The sequence below is a fragment of the Streptomyces sp. BK340 genome (genome assembly GCF_007827595.1).
Lineage (GTDB): Bacteria > Actinomycetota > Actinomycetes > Streptomycetales > Streptomycetaceae > Streptomyces.
The window spans coordinates 31,824-54,303 of the sequence record NZ_VISR01000043.1 but is presented as its reverse complement, the minus strand read 5'-3'; the positions used below and the strand labels follow the sequence as shown (position 1 = coordinate 54,303).

The 22,480-nt window shown below is 68.3% G+C and carries 21 protein-coding genes; 6 read left to right on the top strand and 15 right to left on the bottom strand.

Features of this window, described 5'->3' with window-relative positions; genetic code table 11:
- Window positions 1-174: 174 nt before the first annotated feature.
- From FB157_RS44175 to gap, 7 genes are all read right to left on the bottom strand, one after another.
- Window positions 175-1,188 carry a polyprenyl synthetase family protein gene (locus FB157_RS44175; RefSeq protein WP_145887047.1) on the bottom strand — a complete coding sequence of 338 codons (1,014 nt, stop codon included), beginning with the start codon at window positions 1,186-1,188 and terminating at the stop codon, window positions 175-177.
- Window positions 1,185-2,108, bottom strand: a complete 924-nt coding sequence (gene ptlD / locus FB157_RS44170) for a neopentalenolactone/pentalenolactone F synthase (RefSeq protein ID WP_145887045.1) — start codon at window positions 2,106-2,108, stop codon at window positions 1,185-1,187. The genes FB157_RS44175 and ptlD overlap by 4 nt, the downstream gene beginning before the upstream one ends.
- A gap of 53 nt (window positions 2,109-2,161) precedes the next feature.
- Window positions 2,162-3,931: a neopentalenolactone/pentalenolactone D synthase gene (gene ptlE, locus FB157_RS44165; protein ID WP_261386963.1), complete on the bottom strand. Its 1,770-nt coding sequence runs from the start codon at window positions 3,929-3,931 to the stop codon at window positions 2,162-2,164.
- Window positions 3,932-3,975: 44 nt separating this feature from the next.
- Window positions 3,976-4,788, bottom strand: a complete 813-nt coding sequence (gene ptlF, locus FB157_RS44160) for a 1-deoxy-11-beta-hydroxypentalenate dehydrogenase (protein WP_145887041.1) — start codon at window positions 4,786-4,788, stop codon at window positions 3,976-3,978.
- 144 nt (window positions 4,789-4,932) lie between these two features.
- A complete protein-coding gene (locus FB157_RS44155) occupies window positions 4,933-6,384 on the bottom strand; it encodes an MFS transporter (RefSeq protein WP_145887039.1) in 1,452 nt (483 codons plus the stop codon).
- Entirely contained in the window at window positions 6,385-7,239 is an 855-nt protein-coding gene (gene ptlH / locus FB157_RS44150; RefSeq protein ID WP_145887037.1) for a 1-deoxypentalenic acid 11-beta-hydroxylase, read from the bottom strand.
- 116 nt (window positions 7,240-7,355) lie between these two features.
- Complete coding sequence (gap, locus tag FB157_RS44145) at window positions 7,356-8,360, bottom strand: type I glyceraldehyde-3-phosphate dehydrogenase (RefSeq protein WP_145887035.1); 1,005 nt, start codon at window positions 8,358-8,360, stop codon at window positions 7,356-7,358.
- Window positions 8,361-8,495: 135 nt separating this feature from the next.
- Here gap and FB157_RS44140 point away from each other — a divergent pair, with 135 nt between their 5' ends.
- The 3 genes from FB157_RS44140 to FB157_RS44130 all read left to right on the top strand — a co-directional run bounded on the left by FB157_RS44140 (window position 8,496) and on the right by FB157_RS44130 (window position 11,288).
- Window positions 8,496-8,957 (top strand): MarR family winged helix-turn-helix transcriptional regulator, encoded by a 462-nt coding sequence (locus FB157_RS44140; protein ID WP_261386958.1) that lies wholly within the window; start codon window positions 8,496-8,498, stop codon window positions 8,955-8,957.
- A 158-nt stretch (window positions 8,958-9,115) separates the two neighbouring features.
- Window positions 9,116-9,427: a hypothetical protein gene (locus FB157_RS44135; RefSeq protein WP_145887031.1), complete on the top strand. Its 312-nt coding sequence runs from the start codon at window positions 9,116-9,118 to the stop codon at window positions 9,425-9,427.
- 208 nt (window positions 9,428-9,635) lie between these two features.
- Window positions 9,636-11,288, top strand: coding sequence for a recombinase family protein (locus FB157_RS44130; RefSeq protein ID WP_145887029.1), 1,653 nt, complete (start codon window positions 9,636-9,638; stop codon window positions 11,286-11,288).
- A 184-nt stretch (window positions 11,289-11,472) separates the two neighbouring features.
- On the opposite strand, the gene FB157_RS44125 is transcribed toward FB157_RS44130, so the two are convergent.
- The 4 genes from FB157_RS44125 to FB157_RS44110 form a co-directional block, all read right to left on the bottom strand.
- Window positions 11,473-12,837: a replication initiator gene (locus FB157_RS44125; RefSeq protein ID WP_145887027.1), complete on the bottom strand. Its 1,365-nt coding sequence runs from the start codon at window positions 12,835-12,837 to the stop codon at window positions 11,473-11,475.
- A gap of 295 nt (window positions 12,838-13,132) precedes the next feature.
- Window positions 13,133-13,330, bottom strand: a complete 198-nt coding sequence (locus FB157_RS44120; protein WP_145887025.1) for a hypothetical protein — start codon at window positions 13,328-13,330, stop codon at window positions 13,133-13,135.
- Window positions 13,327-14,628, bottom strand: a complete 1,302-nt coding sequence (locus FB157_RS44115; protein ID WP_145887023.1) for an FtsK/SpoIIIE domain-containing protein — start codon at window positions 14,626-14,628, stop codon at window positions 13,327-13,329. The genes FB157_RS44120 and FB157_RS44115 overlap by 4 nt, the downstream gene beginning before the upstream one ends.
- Window positions 14,628-14,972: a hypothetical protein gene (locus FB157_RS44110; RefSeq protein WP_145887021.1), complete on the bottom strand. Its 345-nt coding sequence runs from the start codon at window positions 14,970-14,972 to the stop codon at window positions 14,628-14,630. Before FB157_RS44110 ends, FB157_RS44115 begins: the two co-directional genes overlap by 1 nt.
- Window positions 14,973-15,136: 164 nt before the next feature.
- On the opposite strand from FB157_RS44110, the gene FB157_RS44105 reads away from it, so the two are divergent.
- On the top strand, window positions 15,137-15,916 hold the full coding sequence (locus tag FB157_RS44105; protein ID WP_145887018.1) for a GntR family transcriptional regulator: 780 nt from the start codon (window positions 15,137-15,139) through the stop codon (window positions 15,914-15,916).
- A 368-nt stretch (window positions 15,917-16,284) separates the two neighbouring features.
- On the opposite strand, the gene FB157_RS44100 is transcribed toward FB157_RS44105, so the two are convergent.
- On the bottom strand, window positions 16,285-16,581 hold the full coding sequence (locus FB157_RS44100; protein ID WP_145887017.1) for a hypothetical protein: 297 nt from the start codon (window positions 16,579-16,581) through the stop codon (window positions 16,285-16,287).
- 323 nt (window positions 16,582-16,904) lie between these two features.
- Window positions 16,905-17,471 (bottom strand): ATP-binding protein, encoded by a 567-nt coding sequence (locus tag FB157_RS44095; protein ID WP_145887015.1) that lies wholly within the window; start codon window positions 17,469-17,471, stop codon window positions 16,905-16,907.
- A 207-nt stretch (window positions 17,472-17,678) separates the two neighbouring features.
- Here FB157_RS44095 and FB157_RS44090 point away from each other — a divergent pair, with 207 nt between their 5' ends.
- Window positions 17,679-19,055: a sporulation protein gene (locus tag FB157_RS44090; RefSeq protein WP_145887013.1), complete on the top strand. Its 1,377-nt coding sequence runs from the start codon at window positions 17,679-17,681 to the stop codon at window positions 19,053-19,055.
- Window positions 19,056-19,058: 3 nt separating this feature from the next.
- On the opposite strand, the gene FB157_RS44085 is transcribed toward FB157_RS44090, so the two are convergent.
- On the bottom strand, window positions 19,059-19,973 hold the full coding sequence (locus FB157_RS44085) for a phosphotransferase enzyme family protein (RefSeq protein WP_145887011.1): 915 nt from the start codon (window positions 19,971-19,973) through the stop codon (window positions 19,059-19,061).
- Window positions 19,974-20,350: 377 nt separating this feature from the next.
- Window positions 20,351-21,073 carry a polysaccharide deacetylase family protein gene (locus FB157_RS44080; protein ID WP_261386956.1) on the bottom strand — a complete coding sequence of 241 codons (723 nt, stop codon included), beginning with the start codon at window positions 21,071-21,073 and terminating at the stop codon, window positions 20,351-20,353.
- A 372-nt stretch (window positions 21,074-21,445) separates the two neighbouring features.
- Between FB157_RS44080 and FB157_RS49790 the strand changes: the two genes are divergently transcribed.
- Window positions 21,446-22,219 (top strand): pentapeptide repeat-containing protein, encoded by a 774-nt coding sequence (locus FB157_RS49790; RefSeq protein WP_145887007.1) that lies wholly within the window; start codon window positions 21,446-21,448, stop codon window positions 22,217-22,219.
- Window positions 22,220-22,480 lie beyond the last annotated feature (261 nt).

Sequence of the window (22,480 nt, the reverse complement as noted above, 5' to 3'; positions counted from 1 at the left end):
GCCACGCTGCCCACGGCCGGAGGGAGGCTCCGGGGCGACGCTGCCCGCGGAGCCGGGGGCCTGCCTGCCGGCACCGTCGCCCTATGGGGTGGCGGCGGGGGCCTCGGCCCGTCTCCCTCACGGTCCTCGGCAGTGCTGACAGATCTCTTACGGGGACTGGTCCGGCCGGAGTTCTCACACCTCGCGGCGGACGATGAACCGCCCGATCGCGAGCAGCTCCTCACACGTGCCGGCGTCCAGACCGGCGCCGCGCAGCGCCGCCTCGCCCAGCGCCATCCGGCGGGCCGCCTCGGCCAGGGCCCAGGCGCGGCCGCCCGCGGCCTCGATCAGGCCGGCCGCGCGGCGCAGTTCCGCCGGGCCGGGGTCGCCGGGCGCGGCCAGCCACGCGGCCAGTTCGACGCCGCGGGTCCCGCCCTGGTCGAGCGCGTAGGCGACCGGGAGGGACTTCTTGCGGGCGCGCAGATCGGAGTGGACGGACTTGCCGGTGGTGGCCGGGTCGCCCCAGATGCCGAGGACGTCGTCGGTGAGCTGGAAGGCGAGGCCGACCTGCTCGCCGTAGAGCGCGAGGGCGTCCACGGCGGGCTGCGGCGCCCCGGCCAGCAGGGCACCGATCGCGGCGCTCGCCGCCAGCAGCGCACCGGTCTTGCCGCCGGCCATCTCCAGGCACTCCTCGACCGTCACGTGCCGGCGCTGTTCGAAGGCCATGTCCTGGACCTGGCCGTGGATCAGCCGGCGTGTGGTGCGGGCGAGGAGTCCGGCCGCGGGTGCCGCGGTGGGCAGCCCGCAGTCGAGCAGCACCTCCTGGGCGAGGGCCAGCAGCGCGTCCCCGGTGAGGATCGCGCTGGAGGCGCCCCACAGCGACCAGACGGTACGACGGTGGCGGCGCTCCTCGTCACCGTCCATCAGGTCGTCGTGCAGCAGGGAGAAGTTGTGCACCAGCTCGACGGCGACCGCGCCGGGCAGTGCGGTCTCGGGCCGCGCGCCGACCGCCTGGGCCGACAGCAGGGCGAGGGCGGGGCGTACGGCCTTGCCGCCGTCGGCCGCGGTCGGCGCGCCGGCGGCGGTTATCCAGCCGAGGTGGTAGGCGGCCTGGTGGCGGGTCCGGCGGTCGAGCAGGTCGAGGGCGGTGCGCAGGCCGGGGGTGGTGACGTCCCGGCCGCGGTGCAGGCTCGCGGGGGCGACGGTCACGCCACGGCCTCCGCTCGCCAGGGCTCGGCCGGGTCGTCGAAGATGGCCACCACCTTGCGCAGGATGCGCCGGTCCGCCGGGTCGAAGGGCGTCTTCGCGTGGATGGTGCCGAGCTGGTCCCACATGACGATGTCGCCGGGCTGCCAGGTGTGGGCGTAGGTCAGTCCGGGGGCGCCGGCGTAGCCGCACAGGTCCTGGAGGAGTTCCTTGCTCGCGGTGGGGTCGAGTTCGAGGACGCGCTTGGTGTTGAGCGGGTTGACGTAGACGGCGTGGCGGCCGGTGCGCGGGTTGCGGGCGATCATCGGGTGGACGGTGGAGGTGCCGTCCTCGGGCAGGATCACGGTGGCGTCGGCGGGTCCGGCGCCGCCCTCGGGACCGGCGAGGGAGACCTCGCCCTGGAAGCCCTCCTCGATGGTCTCCTCGTAGCCGGAGCGCAGGGCGTGCCGTGCCCGGTAGGTGTGCAGCCGTCTGCGCAGCTGGGCGGGCAGGGAGTCGTAGACGGCGTACATGTCGGTGAACAGGGTCTGTCCACCGCCGGAGACGGGGAGTTCCACGGCCGCGAGGAAGCCGATCCGGGACACCCGGGGCCGGAAGGAGTAGTCGGTGTGCCAGTCCATCCAGCCGGCGTCGCCGACGCCGATCTTCCGTCCGTTCTCCACGATGTTGGAGATGATCAGGATCTCGTTGTGGTCGGGGCTGGCGCCGGTGGTGAGCCCGGTCTTGGGGATGTGTCCGAAGCGGCGCCCGAAGCCGAGCAGTTCGTCGTTCGAGGGGTCCCGGTGGCCGCGGAAGACCAGCACCAGGTGCCGGTCGAGTGCGGCCCAGATCCGTTCGACGGTGGTGCCGTCGAGGTCCGGGGTGATGTCGGTGCCGTGCACGACGGCTCCGACGGAGGAGCCTGGTATCGGCGAGACGTCCATGGCCTTGCGTCCCCCTTCATGGATGCTGCGTGGTTGCTGCGTGGACGGGTGGGTCAGCCGCTCAGTTCGAGATGGGCGAGGTCACCGGCTTCGCGCCAGGTGCGCAGGACGTTCACGAACTCCACCGAGCCGCCTCCGTAGCTGCCGTTGAGGACATGCAGCTCGCTCGGGCGGCCCTCGTTGTTGAACAGGCCCGGGGTGCACGCCTCGGCGTAGTCGAGGTTGCGGTTCGCGAGCCGGAGGATCTCCTCCACCCACTCCTTCTCGCCCGTGGCGGAGGCCTCCACGACGTGCCGGCCCCGGTCCTTGACGGCCTTGAGGATGTGCGCCACGTGCCGGCTCTGCTCGCCGAGCATGTACGGGACGTTGACGTGCAGGCCCGACTGGACCTTGGAGAGGACGAAGCAGTTGGGGAAACGATTCACCATCAGTCCGTGCAGCGTTCGCGCCCCGTCCGCCCACTTCTCCGACAGCCGCAGCCCGTCCCGCCCCACGACCTCGTAACCGGCCCGCGCGGTGTAGGGCACCGCGTACTCGGACTCGTAACCCGACGCGAAGACCAGGCAGTCCACCGGGTACTCCCGGCCCCCCGCGACCACCGCGTGCCCGGTGAGCCGCTCGATACCGCGGCCCTCGGTGTCCACCAGGGTGACGTCGGGCCGGTTGAAGGTCTCCAGGTAACCGTCGTGGAAACAGGGCCGCTTGCAGAACAGCCGGTAGTACGGCTTCAGGGCGGCCGCGGTGGCGGGGTCGTGCACGACAGCGTCGACGCGGGCCCGCAGCTCCTCCATCTTGCGGAAGTCGGCGCGCTCGACGGCGTCGGCCGCGTCCTCGGGGCTCGTCCCGGCGGACTTCGGCAGGATCGCCGCGAGCCTGGCGGTGATCTCCGTCCAGCCGTCCGCGACGAGGTCCTGCGCCACGGCGGCTCCCGAGGTCAGCGCGTGGAAGTTGTCCATGCGCCGCTGCTGCCAGCCCGGTTCGAGCCCCTTCACCCAGTCCGGGTCGGTGGGCCGGTTGGCCCGTACGCCCACCGCCGGCGGGGTGCGCTGGAAGACGTACGTGTGCGCGGCCGCCTCGGCCAGGTGCGGAATCACCTGGACGGCCGTCGCGCCCGTCCCGACGATCCCGACCCGCTTGTCCCGGAGTTCCGCGAGGCTGCCCGGCACTCCCCCGCCGGTGTAGCCGTAGTCCCACCGGGCGGCGTGGAAGGAGTGCCCGCGAAAGGTCTCGATGCCCTCGACGGAGGGGAGTTTGGGCCGGTGCAGCGAGCCGATCGCCATGCACACGTAGCGGGCCCGGAAGCGGTCGCCGCGGTCGGTGCGCACCAGCCAGTGAGCCGTGTCCTCGTCCCAGCGCAGCTCGGTGACCGAGGTCCGCAGCAGCGCGTCCCGGTAGAGGCCGTAGTGCCGGGCGACGCTCCGGCAGTGCGCGAGGATCTCGGCACCGGTCACGTACTTCTCGGTCGGCACGGTGCCGAGCTCTTCGAGCAACGGCATGTAGACGTAGCTCTCGACATCGCAGCGCAGCCCGGGGAACCGGTTCCAGTACCAGGTCCCGCCCACGTCACCGGCCGCGTCGATCAGGCGGATCCGCTCGAAGCCGCACGTCTCGCGCAGCCGTGCGCCCACCAGCAGACCGCCGATGCCGGCGCCGACGACGGCGACGTCGACCACGTCGGTGACGGGGTCCCGCTCGACCGGCCCGGTGCGGGGGTCGGCGGCGTACCGGGACAGTTCCCCGCGCGCGGACCGGTACGTCCGGCCCGCGGCCGCGGTCAGGCGTTTGTCGCGCTCCTCGCGGTACTTCGCCCGTACCGTCCCGATGTCGACGGGGGCGGCAGGGGCGGCGGGCCCCGGCCCGCCGTCGGCTAAGGGGTCTGTTCCGGAACGTTCCACAGCGTCTCCTGCAGGGGGTGGACAGGTGCGGTCAGGTGGCGCCGTACGTCGTCGAACTGGTCGCGCAGCCGGGTGGGCGCGTCGGCGTTCGTGAACAGGTAGAAGCGGTCGGAGCCCAGCGCGTCCCACACGGTCTCGGCCACCAGCTCGGCGGAGACCGTCGTGTCGCCGGTGGCGTCCCCTGGTGCGGCGAGCCCGCGGACCATCGGGGTGTCGACCCGTCCGGGGCAGAGCACCGAGACCCGTACGGGGGTCCCGGCGAGGTCGGCCCGCAGACTGCGGGCCACGGCCAGGTCGGCGTGCTTGGAGGCGGCGTAGGCCGCGCTGCCGCTGCCCACGGCGAACGCCGACATGGAGGCGGTGTGCACCAGGTGCGCGGGCCGCCCGCTCGCCAGCAGCCGGGGTACGAACGCGCGGGCGACATGGACGTGCGCCCAGTGGTTCACCTCGAACACCTCGCGCATCCGCTCCAGCGGCACCGACCACAGCGGCATGCCGACGGGGCCGACGACACCGGCGTTGTTGCAGACCACGTCGATCTCGCCGAGCGTGTCGTACGCCGTCTCGGCCAGGGCCGTCACCGCGTGGGGGTCGGTGAGGTCCACGGCCTCGGCGCGCACCCGCGCGCCGCGCGCGGTGAGTTCGGCGGCCCGGCGGTGCAGGTCGGCGTCCTGGATGTCCGCCATGACCACCTCGGCTCCGCACCGGGCGAGGCGGGCGGCGAGGGCGAGGCCGATACCGCTGGCCGCGCCGGTGACCACGGCCGTCCTGGGGTGTAGGTGCACGGGACCGTCCGTTCCTCGCATCCTGTGGGGCGGGCAAGGCACGGGCCGCGTCCTTGCGACCCGGAGGGGCTGTGCGGGGCGGGCGTACGCCCTGGTCCCGGTGGCCTCCACCCCGTGGGGAGCCGGACGGAGGCCACCGGTGGTTCAGGCGGGGTCGGGCAGTCTGAGGCTGATGGCGAAGATGGCCGCCGAGAAGACGGCGAGCAGGGCGAGGACGATCACCGCTGCCGAGGAGTGGCCCATCGAGCCGCCGAGGGCGACATAGAGGGTGCCGCCCACGGTCGCGCCCAGGGCGGTGGCCGTCTGCTGGCTGGTGACCAGCACCCCGCTGCCCATGCCGGCCTGGGCGGGCGGGACGTCGGCGAGGATCATCCGGAACAGGGTGGGCCCGATCAGGGCCTGGCCGACGCCGGTGAGGGCCAGCACGGCCAGGACCAGGACGAGGGGGACGTCCGGCCAGGTGACCCCGGTCAGCAGCGCCATCAGCAGCAGTCCGGCTCCCTGGACGGTGGCCCCCAGGGTCACGATGCGCCGGCCGAGGGCCGCCGCGATCCTCGGGGTGAACAGCGCGACCACGAAGAAGGCGGAGGCGAACGGGGACAGCACCGCTCCCGAGGCCAGCCCGCCGAGACCGAAGTCGTCCTGGGCGACCAGGGCGTAGACGAACATGAAGCTGCCGAACCCGATCGAGAACGGCACCATCGCGAGCAACCCCCGGCGCATCCCGGACTGCGCGAGGACCGACGGAGGCAGCAGCGGCGAACCGCCTTCCGCCTCCAGCCGCCGCTCGACCCGGACCAGCGCCACCACCGCGGCGGCCGCGACCACGGGCAGCGCCCACAGCCACAGCGGCCAGCCCAGTGCCTGCCCCTCCACGATCACCAGCAGGGCGCAGACCAGGGCCACCCCGAACAGCAGGGTGCCGGTCAGGTCGAAGCCCGGCCTGCGCTCGGCCCTGGTGTCCGGCATGTGCCGCACGGCGAGCAGCGCGGCCACCCCGACGGGCACGTTGATCAGGAAGACCGACCGCCAGCCGACCCCGGCGATGTCCAGCGAGACCAGCAGTCCGCCGAGGATCTGCCCGGCCACCGCCGCGAGTCCCGCGGTCGCGCCGTAGAGGCTGATGGCGCGGGCGCGGGCCTGACCCTCGGTGGCCGCCTGGATGGTCGCGAGGACCTGCGGTACGAGCATGGCCGCGGCCGCGCCCTGCAGCAGCCGGGCGGCGATGAGGAAGCCGACGCTCGGGGCCACACCGCACAGCGCGGAGCTGAGGGTGAAGGCGATCAGGCCCCACGCGAAGAGCCGGCGTCTGCCGTAGGCGTCGCCCAGACGCCCGCCGAGCACGAGCCCGAGCGCGTAGGCGACGCCGTAGCCGGACACCACCAGCTCCAGTGCGGTCTCGCCGCCGTTCAGGTCGTGGCCGATCGTGGTCAGCGCCACGTTGACGATGAAGAAGTCGACGATGGACAGGGCGAACCCGGTGAGCACCACGACCAGTCCGGTCGTGGACAAGCCGGCTGCCTTGTCGGCTTCCTGCGGGGACGGCTGCTCCTGGGTTCCGGGAGCGCCGGTGGGGGGTGCTTCGCGATGAGTCATCTATTCAACCGAGCTGGGGGTTCCGGTGATCTTGGACATGATTCCCTTGGCGGGGTCCTTCGCCGACTCCGTCCACGGGGTCAGCGCGTTGAAGCCGCGCTCCGACGCGGCCGGCTGCACGCGGGTGTCCATCGACATCCGCATGACGGGCGGGGAGGACAGGTTCGGGACCGACCTGTGGCAGGTGTAGGCGTGCAGGAACAGGACGTCGCCCGGCTCCATGGCGGAGTGCAGCAGAGGCTCGTCCGCACCCACCAGGTCGGCCGGTATGCCGCGCACCGGGTGGCCGAACCTGCGGAAGGACTCGTGCACGACGTGCTCGCGCGGTCCGCGCCGGTGGCTGCCGTCCACGAGCGCGACCCCGCCGGACTCCTCTGTCGTCGCGACCAGCGGTATCCACGTGGGGCGGAAGTCCTTGTTGGGGCCTATGTAGAAGCCGTCCTGGTGGAACGGCGTCAGGTGGGCGAACGACGGGTTCTCCGCGCCCGCGGCCGAGGGGTAGTAGCGGATGGTCGTGGAGCGGAAGACGAAGACGGGCTCGCCGAAGACCTGCTCGAACACCCTGAGGGTCGAGGGGTGGTTCCAGAACTCGTCGTACTTCACGTACTTGTGCATCGCCACCTCGTCGACCTCCTCGAAGGAGTCGATGGCGACGTCGTCCAGCGTGGCCCCCGGATCCGCCGCGCCCAGCGCGATCAGGCCGTCCAGCATCTGCTCCGCGGCGGTCCGGACGAGGCCGCGGTCGAGCACGCCGCGCAGATACAGGTAGCCGTGCTCCTCGAAGAAGCCGTCGAGCGCCTCACGGTCGTCGAGCAGAGGCGCGCAGTCCGTGTAATCCCCGGTCACGTACGTCATGGGTTCCCGTCCTTGTGACATGGCCTGGTGGCTTGGTCCGAAGGGGCGTGAGACGTGTCCCGCCCGGCTCGCGGGAAGGCCGCCGACCGCGGTGGCGTCGGCGGGCGGCAGGCATGTCAGAGGGTGGCGCCCACCAGCAGGGCGAGGTCGATGAGACGGTTGGAGTAGCCCCATTCGTTGTCGTACCAGCCGACGACCTTCACCTGCCGGTCGGTGACGCGGGTCAGTTCGGCGTCGAAGACGCAGGAGGCGGGGTCGCCCACGATGTCGGTGCTCACCAGGGGCGCCTCGGTGTACGACAGCAGGCCCTTGTAGGCCCCGGCCGCGGCCGCCGCGTACGCCTCCCTCACCTCGGCCACGGAGGTGCGCCGGCTCGGGGTCACCGTCAGGTCGGTCACCGAGCCGGTGGGCACGGGCACCCGCAGGGCGAACGCGTCCAGACGGCCGGCCAGTTCGGGCAGCACCAGGCCGATGGCCTTGGCGGCGCCGCTGGAGGTCGGCACGATGTTCAGGCCCGCGGCGCGCGCACGGCGCAGGTCCTTGTGCGGGGCGTCCTGGAGGTTCTGGTCCTGGGTGTAGGCGTGGACGGTGGTCATCATGCCCGCCTCGATGCCGACGCTCTCGTGCAGCACCTTGGCCAGCACGGCCAGGCAGTTGGTGGTGCAGGAGGCGTTGGAGATGATCGTGTGGCGCTCCGGGTCGTAGGCGTCCTCGTTGACTCCGAGCACGACCGTGATGTCCTCGCCGCTGGCCGGGGCCGCGATGATGACCTTCTTCGCACCGCCGTCGACGTGGGCGCGTGCCCGGGCGGCGTCGGTGAAGATGCCGGTGGACTCGATCACGATGTCCACGCCGAGCTCGCCCCAGGGCAGGGCGCCCGGGTCGCGCTCGGCCAGCACCTCGACCGTCCGGCTGCCCACGCGGATCGCGCCCGGCTCGGCGGCGATCTCCTCCGGGAAGCGGCCCAGGATCGAGTCGTAGGCGAGCAGATGGGCCATGGTGTCGACGTCGCCGAGGTCGTTGACGGCGACGATCTCCAACTCCGGGCCCCGCGCGGCCATCGCGCGGAAGACGTTGCGGCCGATGCGTCCAAAACCGTTGATGCCGATGCGCACAGTCATCGATGTGTCCCTCACCTTGCGCTGCTGGGTGGTTGACGCGCCGTTGCGCCGAGGTGCGATGCCGGACCACACATCACCGCTGGGCGGGGACGTGGTGCATCACGACCTTATATAAGCATGCGATACATTTCCAGGGTGACCTCTCCTCAGAACACCAGCCACCAAACCGACTTGGACGTCGACGACCTCACCAGGGCGATCGAGAACTTCAACCGCTTCTACATCCGGCTCGCCTCCGTGCAGAAGTTGTCGTTCACGACGCTGTCGGTGCTGGACACGCTGGCCTTCAGGGGTCCGACGCGGCTGACGGACCTGGTCAGAACGGAGCAGTTGAGCCAGCCGGGCATCACCCAGCTGGTGACCCGGCTCGAACGGGACGGACTCGTGGAACGCCGCCCCGACCCGACCGACGGTCGTGCCGTCCTCGTGCACATCACCGAGGAGGGCCGGAAGATCGGCCGGGCCCGGCACGAGGACCGGGCCCGCCATCTGCGGCCTCTGATCGGCGAGTTGACACCCGAGGAGCAGCAGACCATCACCGCGGCCCTCCCCGTCCTCGCCCACCTGGCCGAACTCGGCATGCGGGCACGGCAGTAGCCCGGTATCCGGGCACGACCGCAGGAGGGCGCACACGCCGGGCGCTCCGGTCCCGGCGGTACTTGTACGGTGGCCACCTGGGCCGTGCGGGACACTGGCATCCGGAGCCACGCACCGAAACGGTCCACTCCACCGCCCGCGAGGAACATGCCACCCCGATGCCCCGTCCCGCCCACCCCGACGACGACCGCGGCTGTGTCCGTCCGGTCCTCGCCGTCCCCCTGACCCTGCTCACCCTCATCGCCGCGTACTTCTGCTGGACCGCGCTGACCATCCGCCCGTCAGGCTCCTGGGACAACGACGCATACGCCGGCATCGTCCTGTCCTGCGTCCTGACCATCGGGGCTGCCGGTGCGGCGACGGGTTTGTGGCTCCTGCCGTCGGTGCGGCGGGTCATGGGGTGGGGGTGGGTGGTTCCTGCCGTGGCGCTCGGGGTTGTGGCGGGCGTGCGATGGGGCTTGGGCGGCTAGGGACCATTACCGCCCCATTCGGCGCGTCACGTGCCGGCCGTCGCCTCCTGCGAACGCTCCGCCGCCGGCCCGCCGTCCGATCGATATCCACTCGCGGCCCCCGGCCCGCCCGGCCTACCCTCGACCGCATGAGCAAGCCCCTCGTCGCCGTGCTGAGCGGGGCCGGCATCTCCACCGAGCAGAGCATCGGCAGAAGTAACCTCGCCCCATGACCGAAGACTTAGTTCAGCGAGCGCACTGGGGCGACCTGGAAGGGCAGAACTGGGCGGTGTTGGTCCGGCTGTCCCTGGAACCGGACGCCGACGAACTGACCTCCTCGGCTCCGAGCGCAACGCCGTCGGCTCGCCCGGCCGAAGACGGGCCGAAGTGGCGCCCGGCGACGGGCAGGGACATCAAGAGCCGCCAGGAGCAGGAGAAGGACGGACGCCGGTTCGTCGAGAGTCGCGGAGGCCGGCATGTCTACACGTACGAGGAACCCGACACATCGGCGTGGAAGCGCAAGCGCGTACGGCAACCTGATGGCACGGTCGCCTATCGTGTGATCCGGCCGGTGTTCGAGGGGGCGTTGGAGGACCTCAAGCGCGGCACAACACCGGACGGTCAACGGCTGGACGGTCTCATCGTCTACGACATCGACCGCCTGACGCGCGACAACCGCCACCTCGAAGACGCCATCGAAGTGGTGGAGAACTTCCGCCGCCCGATCATCGACATCACGGGCACCCTTGATCTCCTCACGGACAACGGCCGGACAGTCGCGCGCCTGCTCGTGACCGTGGCCAACAAGTCGAGCGCCGACACGGCCCGGCGCGTCCGACGCAAGCACCGCGCCCTGCAGCAAGCAGGGATCCCCACAGGGAGCACCCGCCCCTTCGGCTACAAGGACGACAAGCGCACGCTCGAACCCAAGGAAGCAGCCGCGCTCCGCAAGGCCGTCGAGCGTGTTCTCACAGGAGCCTCCCCGCGAACGATCGCGGCCGACTGGAACAAGCAGGGCATCACAACGGTGCTGGGCAACCGGTGGAGCAAGGAGACTGTGAAGCAGGTTCTCCGCAACCCCCGAATCTGTGGCTACCGTTCACGCAAGGTACGGGAGTTCAATCCGGAGACGGGCACGGAGAGCGTCAGGGTCGAGACCGTCCTCGATGACGACGGGAAGCCGGTCAAGGGGCAGTGGAAGCCGATCATCTCAGTAGCCGACTGGAAGGCAGTCACCGAGGCCATCGGCCGCAATCCCGAGCCAGGCGACGCTTACAACGCTCGCAAATACCTCGGCTCCGGCATCCTCCGGTGCGACAAGAACGGTTGCGGCGGTCGACTCCGCGCCATGAAAGCACCCGCGAGCAGGAAGAAGCCCGAAGGGTTCTTCTACTACACCTGCCCCGACAAGCGCAGCGGCTACGGGTGCGGCGGCATCCGCATCTCGGGCCCGGACACCGATGAAGCGCTCAAGATGCTGGTGATAGCCAAGTACGAGCAGGAGGCCGAGGAGCGCGAAGCGATGGCGGTGCCGGCCGAATGGTCCGGCGAAGAGGAGCTTGCGCGCATCAGGGAGGACATCGCCGACTGGACGGAGCAGCGGAACCAGCGCCTTGTCAGCAAGGAGCGGTTCTTCGCGTTCCTCTCCAAGGCAGAGGCCACGGAGAGGCGGCTTGTGAAGGAGCGCAACGAGTGGCGCCGTCGGATGCTCCTCGTGCAGGGGAAGCCTGTCGATCTGCGGAGCGAGTGGGACAACCTCGACTTTGTGGAACGAAGGGCGTACGTGGAGAAGACGCTGCTGACGGTCCTCGTGAGTCCCGCTGTCCGCCCAGGCGGTCCGGTCTGGAACAGGCTCACGCCCATCTATCGGGATGAGGACTGAGTAGCAGGTGGCAGGAGGTCTCCTCACGAGGCGCGCTTGCCACCGCGGGCCGGTCCCTTGGAGACCTCCAAGCCAAGAATGGCGTTCACTTGGCGCCAGCGAGCGTCGGACCACTTCGGCGCCTTACGAGCCTGTTCCCTGGCCCACGCCCAGCCGGCTGCCTCCGAGCCGTCCGCTCGCGCGGTCAGTGGTCCGCCTCCGCCGACGATATAGGATGCCCATCACGCGAGATTTCCCGCAACACGGCGAGATCTTCGGCGACGCCAGCGGCTATGAGCGCAGCACCAGGGGTGTGGCCGGAACCGACGTAGCGCCAGTGCCGTTCGGTGTTCGCTTCGGGCACGACGGTGTGCCCCTGGCGATGGGCACGTTCAGCTCGGAGCGCTGCGTAGGTGGTGGAGTAGGCGCGAGACTTGGTGAGGATGTGGCCCCGGTAGCCCAGGGTGTGAACCCAGGCGCGTAGGCGGAGTGGCGCGTACTCGGGAAGGCCGCCGAGGCGCCAGCAGGTCCGCATGAGGACACGGACGTGTTTGCTCACCCGCGCCGACTCGATGTCGCCCCAGGTCGAGAGTCGGTAGTCAGTGCCGGCACCTATGTCGCTCGCACCCTTGGTGACGTACTTGGCGACGTACGCGGCCACCGCGTCATCATCAGGGCCGTCGCCGTCGATCCGTAGGGGCCGTGCGTCTATCTGGGCGCCCCAGCGCAGGTTCAGCTCACCCACGGCAGGGCTGTAGGACGTGCGGACCTGGACTCGCCGGGCGGAGGCGCGTAAGGCATCGATGAGCAGTTCCGCCGTGCCCCAGGCCGGGGGTTCGTCTCCGGGTCCGGTCGGGCCGTCGAGGCGGACGACGGCATGGACGTGGACGGCCGCCCGCCTCTGGTACTCAGCGACGCGGGCGAAGGACAGCCGGGCGTGCCGGGCGAAGTGGGACTGCACCAGGCCGACAGATGATGCGAGGCGCCGCCGGACGTCGATGACGAAGCGGTCCCAGAGCTTGGAGGCGTGTGCGTGCCACAGAACGTGGGCGGTGTAGTCGTAGCAGTCGGGGCAGAGTGGTTGGCCGACACTAGGTGCGTCGGGCGCGTGGACGAGACCGCACCCGAGGGGACGGCCGTGTTCGCAGGTGCCGCCGTCGCGGCGGGGACGGCACAGCTCCGATGGCCGGTGCACCGGCCCGAAAGACGGAGCGGTGAGGGTGACGAAGAGCCGGGGGCGGTAACGGACGGCATCGGGGACGTTCTTGCCGCCGAGGAGGCCGGCGCGGACGAGGTGGTAGGTATCGCCGGCATGGAGGCGGGAGCAGGCCGGGCAGATGCTTGCGCGGCGGTTGCGGCAGCGGACGAGGAGGCGTTCCCCTGGCTCGCTGCGGGTGTCGTAGTGGTGGAGGATCTCGCCGGTCGTCCCGTCCACTGTGATGGTGGAGCCGGAGAGGTGGACGGGGTGGGAGCAGCCGCCGGTAGCGGTGATCTGCTCCAGCAGGCGAGGGAACTTCGGGTCTTGAGCGAGGCGGATTGCGTCGCGATCTGCTTCGGGGAGCTGACGCAGACGCGCCGCGCGGTCGAAGGCGGCGCGCCGGTCAGCCGGAGTGAAGTCCGAGGTGATGGTGGTGACCTTCCGGGGTGGGCCGCCGAGGCGGCAGGGGCATGGACGGCTGGTGGTGCGGCGTGGGTCATGGAAATCACCTCCGTGTCGGGGGCGGGTTGGTGGTCAGCGGATGGTTCCGGTGCCCCGGCAGACGCGGCAGCGGCGCGTGCGACCGGTCCAGGTCTTGCGGGCTCCGTCGCCCTTGCAGTGGGGGCACCTCACGCGAGGCATGGGCATGGCTGTGTGTCCCTTCGGGTCAGTGGTGGGCGAAGCCGCTGATGAGCCAGGTCACGAGGCCGTGGACGGTGAAGACCACGGGAGTCTGACCCAGGTAGAGGCCGAAGAGGCCGACGCAGACCGCTTCCCAGGCGCGCATGTCGCGGGAGCGGACAAGGAGGACGGTGATGATCCCGAAGATCACCGAGAACGTGAACGCCGTACCTTCGCTGATCACTTGTCGTCTCCTTCCGGCACCCCGAGGGCGCGGTTCAGGGCGGGCAGTTCCGGGGCCGTCGCGGCGTACTTCCGCGCCGTGGAGACGGCTTCTTCGGTCGGGGTGAGGTGGGAGCGGGCGCGGCTCCAGCCGCCGTCGGGGCCGGTGCAGACGGCCACGCCGCGTTCCTCCGCAGTGATCGACTGGGCGACCGCTACGGCGTCCTTGTTCAGGTCGCCCAGGGTCATTTCGGCCGTGGCAGGGTCGTTGACGCGGTGGCAGATCCGGCCGCCGAGCTGAGCCCGCAGCGCGGTGACGCCGACGCCGAGGTCGGAGCCGACGCGTTGACCGGCGATGACCAGGTGCAGGCCGAGCGCGGCGCCGAGCTGCCCGATCCGGAGCAGGAGGGTGGAGCACTGTTCGGCTTCCGCCTTGCTCTCACGGGTGCCGTCGGACAGGTACAGTTCGGCGATCTCGTCCACGATCACGACGACCGGCACCGGCCGGAGCTTGTCCGGCAGTTCCCAGATGGAGCGCACCCCGGCCGACCGGCAGGCGCTCGTGCGGGCCTGCATGTCGATCACGAGCGCGGAGAGCACGGCGACCGCTTCGCGTCGGCAGGTGGCCAGCGCGCTGAGCCGGTCAGCAAACAGACCCAGTTCCATGCCGCCCTTGCAGTCAATGCCGACCAGGGCGACCGGCTGCGGGGCGAGCTGGGTGATCAGCCGGGCCAGCAGTGTGGACTTACCCGAGCGAGTGGCACCAGCGATGAGCCAGTGGGGCACGAGCCGCAGGTTCATCACCCAGGCGCCGCCGCTCTCCAGGACCCCGATGAGCGCCGACAGCAACTCCGCCGGAGCAGACGCTAAGCCGGGCCGCTCAAGCGGATCAGTGGCCGTCGCCGTCAGCATGACGAGCCCGCGTTCGGGCGAGGCGACCCGGACCGCATGAACCTTCCACGCATGCACGAACGCGTCAGCGGCCTTCAGGAAGGTCGCCGGGGTCTGCCCGGCATGGAGCCGGACCAGCACCGTCAAACCCATACGTGTGGCGCGCGGGAAGGAGATCCGCGGGGCCACCGGCCGCAGCGGGTCACCCTTGACGACCAAGTCGCCGAGCAGCCCACGCGGCGGACGTTTGGACACGGCGAGGTCGTTGAGCATCGCCACCTTGCGCCAGGTGAACACGACCCGGCAGGCGGTGACCGGATAGCCGATCAGGTACCAGTGCCAGACGGGGCGGTGCCGGCGGACCAGGTCACCGACGACGAGCACCCAGGCCAGCACGGCCAGGCCGAGGGCGAGCAGGATCGGCCCCATCAGGCGTCACCGCCCTTGGCGTGCGCCAGACCGGTCACAGGGGTGATCGCATCGGCGCGGAAGCTGACGCCGTGCCGGTCCCCCATCGACCACATGAACGCGGTCAGGCCCGTGACCTTGACGATCTGCCCTTCCTCGATGCCCTTCGGCTGACCGCTCACGGCGATCTCGATGACGGAGATCCGCCGTCCGTCCTGCCGCACGGTGACAGCCACGGTCCACACCGGGTTGCCGTCCCGGTCCCTCTTCACCTCCTGCGTCTCGGTATTGCTGAGCTTTGCTTCCGGAGCGATGGCGCACCGCAGTACGCCCAGTCGCGCCGTGTCCACGGGAATGGACTGCATTTCGTTGGCCTCCTTGGCCAGTCGGGACGCCAGTCACATCCTGACGTCACTTGTCCTTACGAGTGATGACTATGGAGCTCTGTACGGCGGTGGCGCAACTACTTATACTGACGAGTGATGTCGCGCGTGCGACGTGCCTATGACTTCCACCCGGAGATGACCGAATGTCGGAGATCCAGCGCCCCGGAGCCCTCTACCAGCAGGTGGCCGCCGCGATCCGTGAGGCGATCCTGTCCGGCGAGTTCGCGCCTGAGTCCCTGCTGCCGTCCGAAGCACAGCTCATGACTCGCTACGGTGTCTCCCGGCCGACCGTCCGCAACGCCATTGCGGCATTGCGGGCCGAAGGGCTCATCGACGTCCGGCACGGCAAAGGCAGCTTTGTCCGCTCCAGCGGTCAGCCCGTCCTCACCCTGGAACGGGGCGTCAGCCGCACCAGCGACGGCAAGTTCATGATGCCCAGCGGTGACATCTGGCAGGAGGCCGAGGAGCCGAGCACCTACCGCACCCGCACGACAAAGGCCACGGGCCGACTCCTCCAACTCGGAGCCGAGGAAGCCCTGTTCGGCTGTGACCGACTGCTCACCGACCCCAGCACCGGGACGCGCGCCATGCATCGCACCTTGATCCCGTTCGAAGTTGCCGAGGGAGTTCCCCTGCTCGGTCAGGAACCGTGCAAGCCATCGGCCGCCCTCTACTGGGTGCTCACTCAGGCCGGCCACAAGCTCAGCTGGACCGAGGCCGTACGGGCACGCATGCCCCTGCCCGACGAGCGCACCACGCTCCAGCTCCCGGACGCCACACCGATCCTGCACGTCAGCCGCGTCGCGCACGGCACCGACGACCGCCCGCTGATCCTCGAAGAACTGCGCTTCGGCGCCGACCGGGCAGAACTCGCCTACCGGATCACCGCCGACAAGCAGCCCGCACGACGTCCCCGCGCCTGAGCGCCGACAACGATCGGTCGAAACCGCCTTCACTTCCTCAAGGGCGCACCTGCGGCGCGCCGGGGCGCCCGGCCGCCCCGGCCGGGCGTGCGGCGTGGACGCCGGTCCCGTCCGGTCGGCCGGCACCCCCGCCCACAGCACGCCCAAGGAGTCGAGGTGTCGACCACTCATCAGTGCCGAGCCTCGGTCCGTACCGGCTGCGACGATCAAGAACACGGAAGCGTGGTTGCTGCCGGTGGGTGGCTGAGCGAGACATACGCGTGCCAGCTCTCTCGCCGCACGGCATCGTCGTGGCTGACTGTCTGTGGCTGAGGCATCAAGCAGGGGAGTCGCCGACCTCACGCAGACTTGACCAGCTGAAACGCCCCTCACGCTGCACCGCCATCGCTGTCCGCGCGTGCGTCCAGGAGCTGAGCGAGCCGGTCCACGACGGCCGGCCAGCCCGTCAGCCGCACCACTCCGCGCCCGTCCTCGTTCGTGGACGCGACGGCCCGCACGGCGGACAGGTCCAAGCCCGCGCCCAGGAGCGCGCGATTCAGCCGGTCAGCAGCCTCACGCGCCTCACGCCAACCGGAGATGTAGTCCACCCCGGACACCCAGAGACCGGAGTCCGTCCCCGACAGGTCGAGACCATCGTTCAGCCAGCCCTCACCCGAGCCAGTCACCTTGCCACCTCTGCCCTGATCTAGGTAACGGATCATCAATTTCCTTGGACCAGGGCTAAAACGCAGCACGGCGGCCCCGGTACCATCAGGCACCGGGAACCGCCGTGTTCCCAGCCGGGCCACCCTTCGCTTTCCAGGGCTGACGGGGTGGCCCGGCCTATATGGGGATGTGAAGCGCGGACTCTCGCTCGGGAGGGGAGCCCCCGGGCCGTCCGAGAGACCGCGCCCCTTCGGCCGGAGTGGTCAGGCTCCGACCAGTTACCGGGCCGCCGCCCAGCTCCCGATCGCGAGGGAGCAGAGCAAGAGCGGCGACCCGGCGTCTGTCAGGCCGACGACTCGAACCAATCGGCCCAGACGCGATCAAGATCAAACCGGCACCACACTGACTTGCCAGCACCCTTCAGCCCCGGTGACCACCAGACCGCATCGGCCAGGCGCTGAACGATCATCAGGCCGCGTCCCCGATCCGGTACGAGCGCTTCGACGAAGTCGCCAGTCAGATCCGGCGAGAGAAACTCACCCGCCGGGAGGTCGGGAGGATTCGAGTCCTCGTCGAAGACACCAATCCCCAGCAGCCCCGGCCAGTTGATCAGCCACACGTCGATGCGCCTCTTCGCACCGGGCATCGACAGGCGCTCATCCGGTACGGCGTGGTGGACGACGTTGCCGACCAGTTCCGATACGACGAGCTTCGCGTCATCGACCACGTACCCCAAGCTCCAGGTCGTGAGGTAGGAGCCGACCATGTCCCGCGCGGCCTTCACGCAGTCCGTGTCCTCTGCGTAGACCGTCAGCGCCCGGAAGTGGCCGCTAGAGGGGTCGTGCCACGAGCGGTGCGGAGCGCCCACCGTCGGGGCGTTCGCTGTGTGTTTGCTCTGCCGCGCTTCCACCGCGTTCCCTCCCGTGCACTGGCGAGCCACTTGGCCCGCCCAACAGTGGTGACCAGTGAACGGCGCGGCAGGCTTGGCCGGGAGCGTTCATCGGGGGGTTCACGTGACCACCGGCAAATGCGAAGGGGGTTCACCAATGAACCCCCCAACGCGACACTGCTGTGACACGATGAACACTCGCCGTAATCCTCGGGTTGGCAGGGGAGCATGAGCCGAGAACCGAACGCTCAGTTGATCGCGGTCATGGACGAGGCGAAGGTCTCCAACAAGGGGCTGGCCAAGCGGATGAAGGACGCTGCCGCCCAGCGAGGCATCAGTCTCGGAACGACACACATCGCTGTGCAGCGCTGGCGAGACGGCATCGGCATCAAACCGCAGACGGCAGCGATCATGGCCGACGTCCTCAGCGCCAAGCTGGGCCGCCGCATCACACCGGGCGATCTCGGCTTCTTCGACCACACGCGGCCGACTGCCCCGGAGCCGATCGGCTACCCGAGCACGGTTCCCGAGGCCCTGTCCATGCTGGACGGCCTTGCGCAGGAGCCGGCCGACACCCCCGCCTCAGACCAACTGATCATTGCGGACGCCGACCTCAGCTCAGCTGTCCTGTCATGGATGATCGCGCGGCCTGACGGCATCCAGGCCGACAAGCCTGCGCACCAACGAGTCGGCATGCGTGACGTACGGGCGATCAGGGATGCAGCCTCGATGTTTATGCAGCTCGACTTCAAGTACGGCGGAGGCCACGGCCACAAGGCATTACGCCACTACTTCCGTCATGAGGTGCTTCCCCTGCTGAACGCCAGCTACAGCGAGAAGGTAGGTACAGCGCTGTTCGGGGCCGCCGCCGAGGTCTCGCAGTTGCTCGCATGGACCGCATACGACGTCGGCAACCACCGGCTTGCCCACCGCTACCTCACCTCCACACTGCGCCTGTCCCAGGTCATCAATGACCGGATGTTCGGTGCACGCATCCTGGGCAACCTCAGCCACCAGGCCAACTACCTGGGCAACCACGCCCAAGCCATCCGGCTTGCCCGCGCAGCCGTCGAGGGCGCCAAAGGCCAAGCCACCCCGCGAGCCATGGCGAACTACTGGGCGATGGAGGCCCGTGCACTCTCCAACGCCGGCGACCGAGCCGGAGCGTCCGAGGCGATGAATCAAGCGGAACGACACTTCGAGCGTGCCGAAGGTGCCGATGACCCAGCATGGCTGAGCTACTTCGATGACGCCGAACTCCTGGGCGAGTTCTGCCACTGCTTCCGGGACTTGAAGATGCGACGGGAAGCCGTCGAGCACGCACAGCGCGCCGTCGACAGCACCGATCCGCAATACGCCCGCACGTTGGGCTTCTGCCGCATGGTGCTCGCCCAGAGCCAGCTACTGAACGGCGAGCTGGAAGCCGCCGTCACCACCGCGAGTCTTGCCGTTGACGGCGGCGATTCCCTCCAGTCCTCCCGCTTCCAGCGCTACGTCACCGACTTCCAGGCCGAAGTCAGCGCACACGCCGCGCACCCCGCCGTTGTCGCCTTCAACGAGCAGGTAAGCGAAGCGCTCGCCCGCCTGGACGACGAGGACGAGTAGCAGCTACCAGGGACGCCAATCCCGCGGAGCATCGTCGTTACGCAATCCAGCGATGCGCCGGCGGTACTCGGCCGCCGTCTCCTCGTTCTCCTGGACGTTCTGCATGAGCCACGTCGTCATGCCGAACTCTTGGAGCCGCCGGAGCGTGTCATAACCGTGCCAGTCGTACAGGTCCCGCCCGTACGCCCGCACGAAGTCCGCGTACTGCTCATCGGTCTGCCACCCAAGGCTGTAATGCTCGACCGCCGTGACCATCAGGTCCCACTCCGGGTGGTCGAAGCAGAAGGCCTCGAAGTCGATCAGGATCACCTCATCCCGATCGTTCACCATGAGGTTCTGCACGTGGGCATCCCCGTGCACCGGCCCTTTCGGAGTCTCGAACCTCAACTCCTCGAACTGGCCCCGCAGCTCCTGCCACCGCTTGCGGAGGAAGACCCGGTCATCGTCTGGGATCGGCGCCTTACTGATCCGCAGTTCTTGCTTGCCGAAGGGATCGAACGCCGGCAGCTCAAGACCCGTGGGCACCGTCATGGAGTGCAGGTCGCTCAGGACGCCGCCCAGTTCGGCGTACGTGGCCTTACGGTCGCCCTCCACAATGAGACGCCAGAAGGTCACCGGGTGGCCGTCGATCAGGAAGGGCTGTTCCAGGCCGCCAACGAGTCGGGACGCCGGGAACCCCTCTGCGGCTAGCCACCTGGCCACAGCAACCTCGACACGAGCCTTCGGCAACCACGGTTCGCCCCGAGCCACTCGAACGATCACTGGCGCCGTGGCCAGTCGGAACAGCGCGTTCTCTCCCAGCCGGATCAGCTCAGCGCCTCTGTCATCGAGCCCCGCAGCCCGACACGCGGCACTCATCACCCGCGTAGCCCTTGCCGACGTGAACCCCTCTTCCGATCGAGCAGCGTCAACCGCCATGCCCGTACCAGCTCCCCTAGTCGCGCGCGATCAACCAGCCCACGCCTACGGGTGACCAACCCAGCGTGCACCGGACACGACCATGACGGTACCCAGGGGAAGACCGTCCTAGCGACAGCAAGAGCTATCGCCTCGTGCGCCGGTACGGAGCCAAGATGCTCAGCTCGCCTCATCACCCGATCGAGTGCTCGCCCACGTAAATGCGCGTAACCGGTCAAAGCCGACGCCGGAGCTGCGTAGGCACCTACTCGCCGCTGGCACTCTACGGGCGAGCCAGACGCCGAAGTGGTAGGACTCAACACCCAAGACAAACTGGTCCGGTCACCGGAGAAGGCCACGTCGGTCGCACTCCGGACGGTTCGGCGCTGCCGGCGATCTCAACGTCTCGGCCACGTTTGGCGACGGTTAGACGGAATCGCCCTGGGCGACTGAATGTAATCCTCAAGACGCGCCACGGAGAACCCCTGTTGCTGGACCTGTTTTAGTAGACTTCTAAACATTCCCGTCATCGCCTCCGACCCGAGGAAATGAGTAAGAATGATGTCGCCCGGCCGGAGCTTCTTGTCCGCTTCCTGGTATCGGAGTTTAGTGATGCGCATGTACTCAGTCCAGCAGATAATCGCCCGGGGCCCGCATTCATTCACTGCCACCACAGTGTTGTCGTTGTATACACCGTAGGGTGGACGGAAAAACAGCGGTGGGGTACCGTATTGTTCGGTAAATGCCTTCTGAGCGCCGCACACTTCCTCCTTTTGACGACTCAGCGGAAGCGCACTTATGACGGGATGATGGAGGGTGTGGTTTTGAATTTGGTTTCCCATCTGCTGAAGCCGCTTGAAGTACCCATAGTCGGACTTAATGGCATCATTCGCCAGGAACATCGTGATCGGCGTTTTCAAGTCCTGTAGCATTTCCAAAAACTTGGCATCTTTTTCCATTCCGTCATCGACGGTGATAAATACGACCTTCTGTCTTGTAGGAACACGTCGCAAAATCGGAACTGATCCGGTAGTGGAAAGCTTTACCGGCTTGTCGGTTGGAGGTTCAGGGGGCGGGAGCAGTGGCGTCAGAGACCACTTCTGCCAGACGTTGGCGTTCACTGAGGTACTGACTGTGGAGTTGCCAGTAGTCGGCACTTGACCGACTTGACTTCCCGCATTGCACCCACCTGCCGCGAACCCCGCTACGAGCGCCCACATTAGGAGCTTACAACTCCTACTTCGCAAGTAGTGCAGTTTCACTATGTGCAGGGCTCCCTTATCTGCGATGCCGCAGTGCTCACTAGACTCCACCCATACGGCCGAGACTGCATGACTCGACCTTCACTTCCCCCCTCCTGCGTCGGGCCAATGCGCTACGGCGGCATCGTCACCAGAGTGGAGCATATGCGTGGCTTCCGACGTGCCGAAGCACTCGTTCCATGCAACGGTGATGCAGTCGAGGTCGCGGAACATCGGAAAGGTTGATGCTCGATGTGGTGGTGGAATAGCTGGACTTCCGGAGAAAAGATTTGGTTTGTATCCTTGGCCGCTACTGGGCTCCTGCTTTTGACGATTGCATGGATCATGGCGCGGGATCCAGGAAAAGTATCTCGCTGGCGGATAGCCAGATGGCTTCGTAAGCCAGTACAAGGTGATGGAAATCTTAATGTGGGACGCACTGGACTGCTAGCCGGTTTGGGTGCGGGGATTTTGACGAGCCTAGCCGTCACTTTCACACTATTTGCCGTACAATATTCGCTGCAGCAGAGCCAAGATGAGTCGACCTGGAAATCCAGTGTGGCAACTGCCGCCGATCTACCGGGCTTCGAGCCTGGCCATCATAAACTCAATGGCATGAACTTCAGCGGCAAGCAGATGCGGGATGCCGACTTCCGGAACACCCATCTGAGTGGAATTGGGGTGAAGTTCGAGGATTCAATACTTGAAAACTCCCACTTTGAAGGCGCCGATGCGAGAGGCGTCGACTTTCTAGGAGCGCACTTCTCAGGTTCCGAGTTCGCTAACACAAATTTGAGTGGGGCCGATCTACGGTCTGCGGATCTCAGTCACACAAGCATATCAGGAGCAAAGAGCCTTGATGGTGCGCTAGTAAATCAACAGACCTGTTGGCCACATGGATTCACGAAAAGTATAAAGTTTCGGGAGGCTTGCCTCCGCAAGTGGGAATGGCATGACCCAAATAACAACAAGGTGCATATATCCTATGGACAAGAATGGCCGGCATGCGGCAAGAAGGGTAGTTAGAATACCTCCCCTCCAACCGGACGCCCCAATCAGGGGCCGACGGCGATTGCCCCCTTATTGGAGGGGGCTCAGAGGGGCTGCATCGCGACAAGTCCAAGGCTCAGACAAACCACCGTCGAGAGTCTCCCGGCGTTGGCAGGGGCGATGACGGCTTGCTCTGGGAGCGCGCCGGCTACTGTCGGCAAGAAGCCCCTACGGAGGTCAGCGCAGCGGTCACCTTGTCCTCACTGGCCCCGCCAGCGCCTCCATCACTATTTGCTG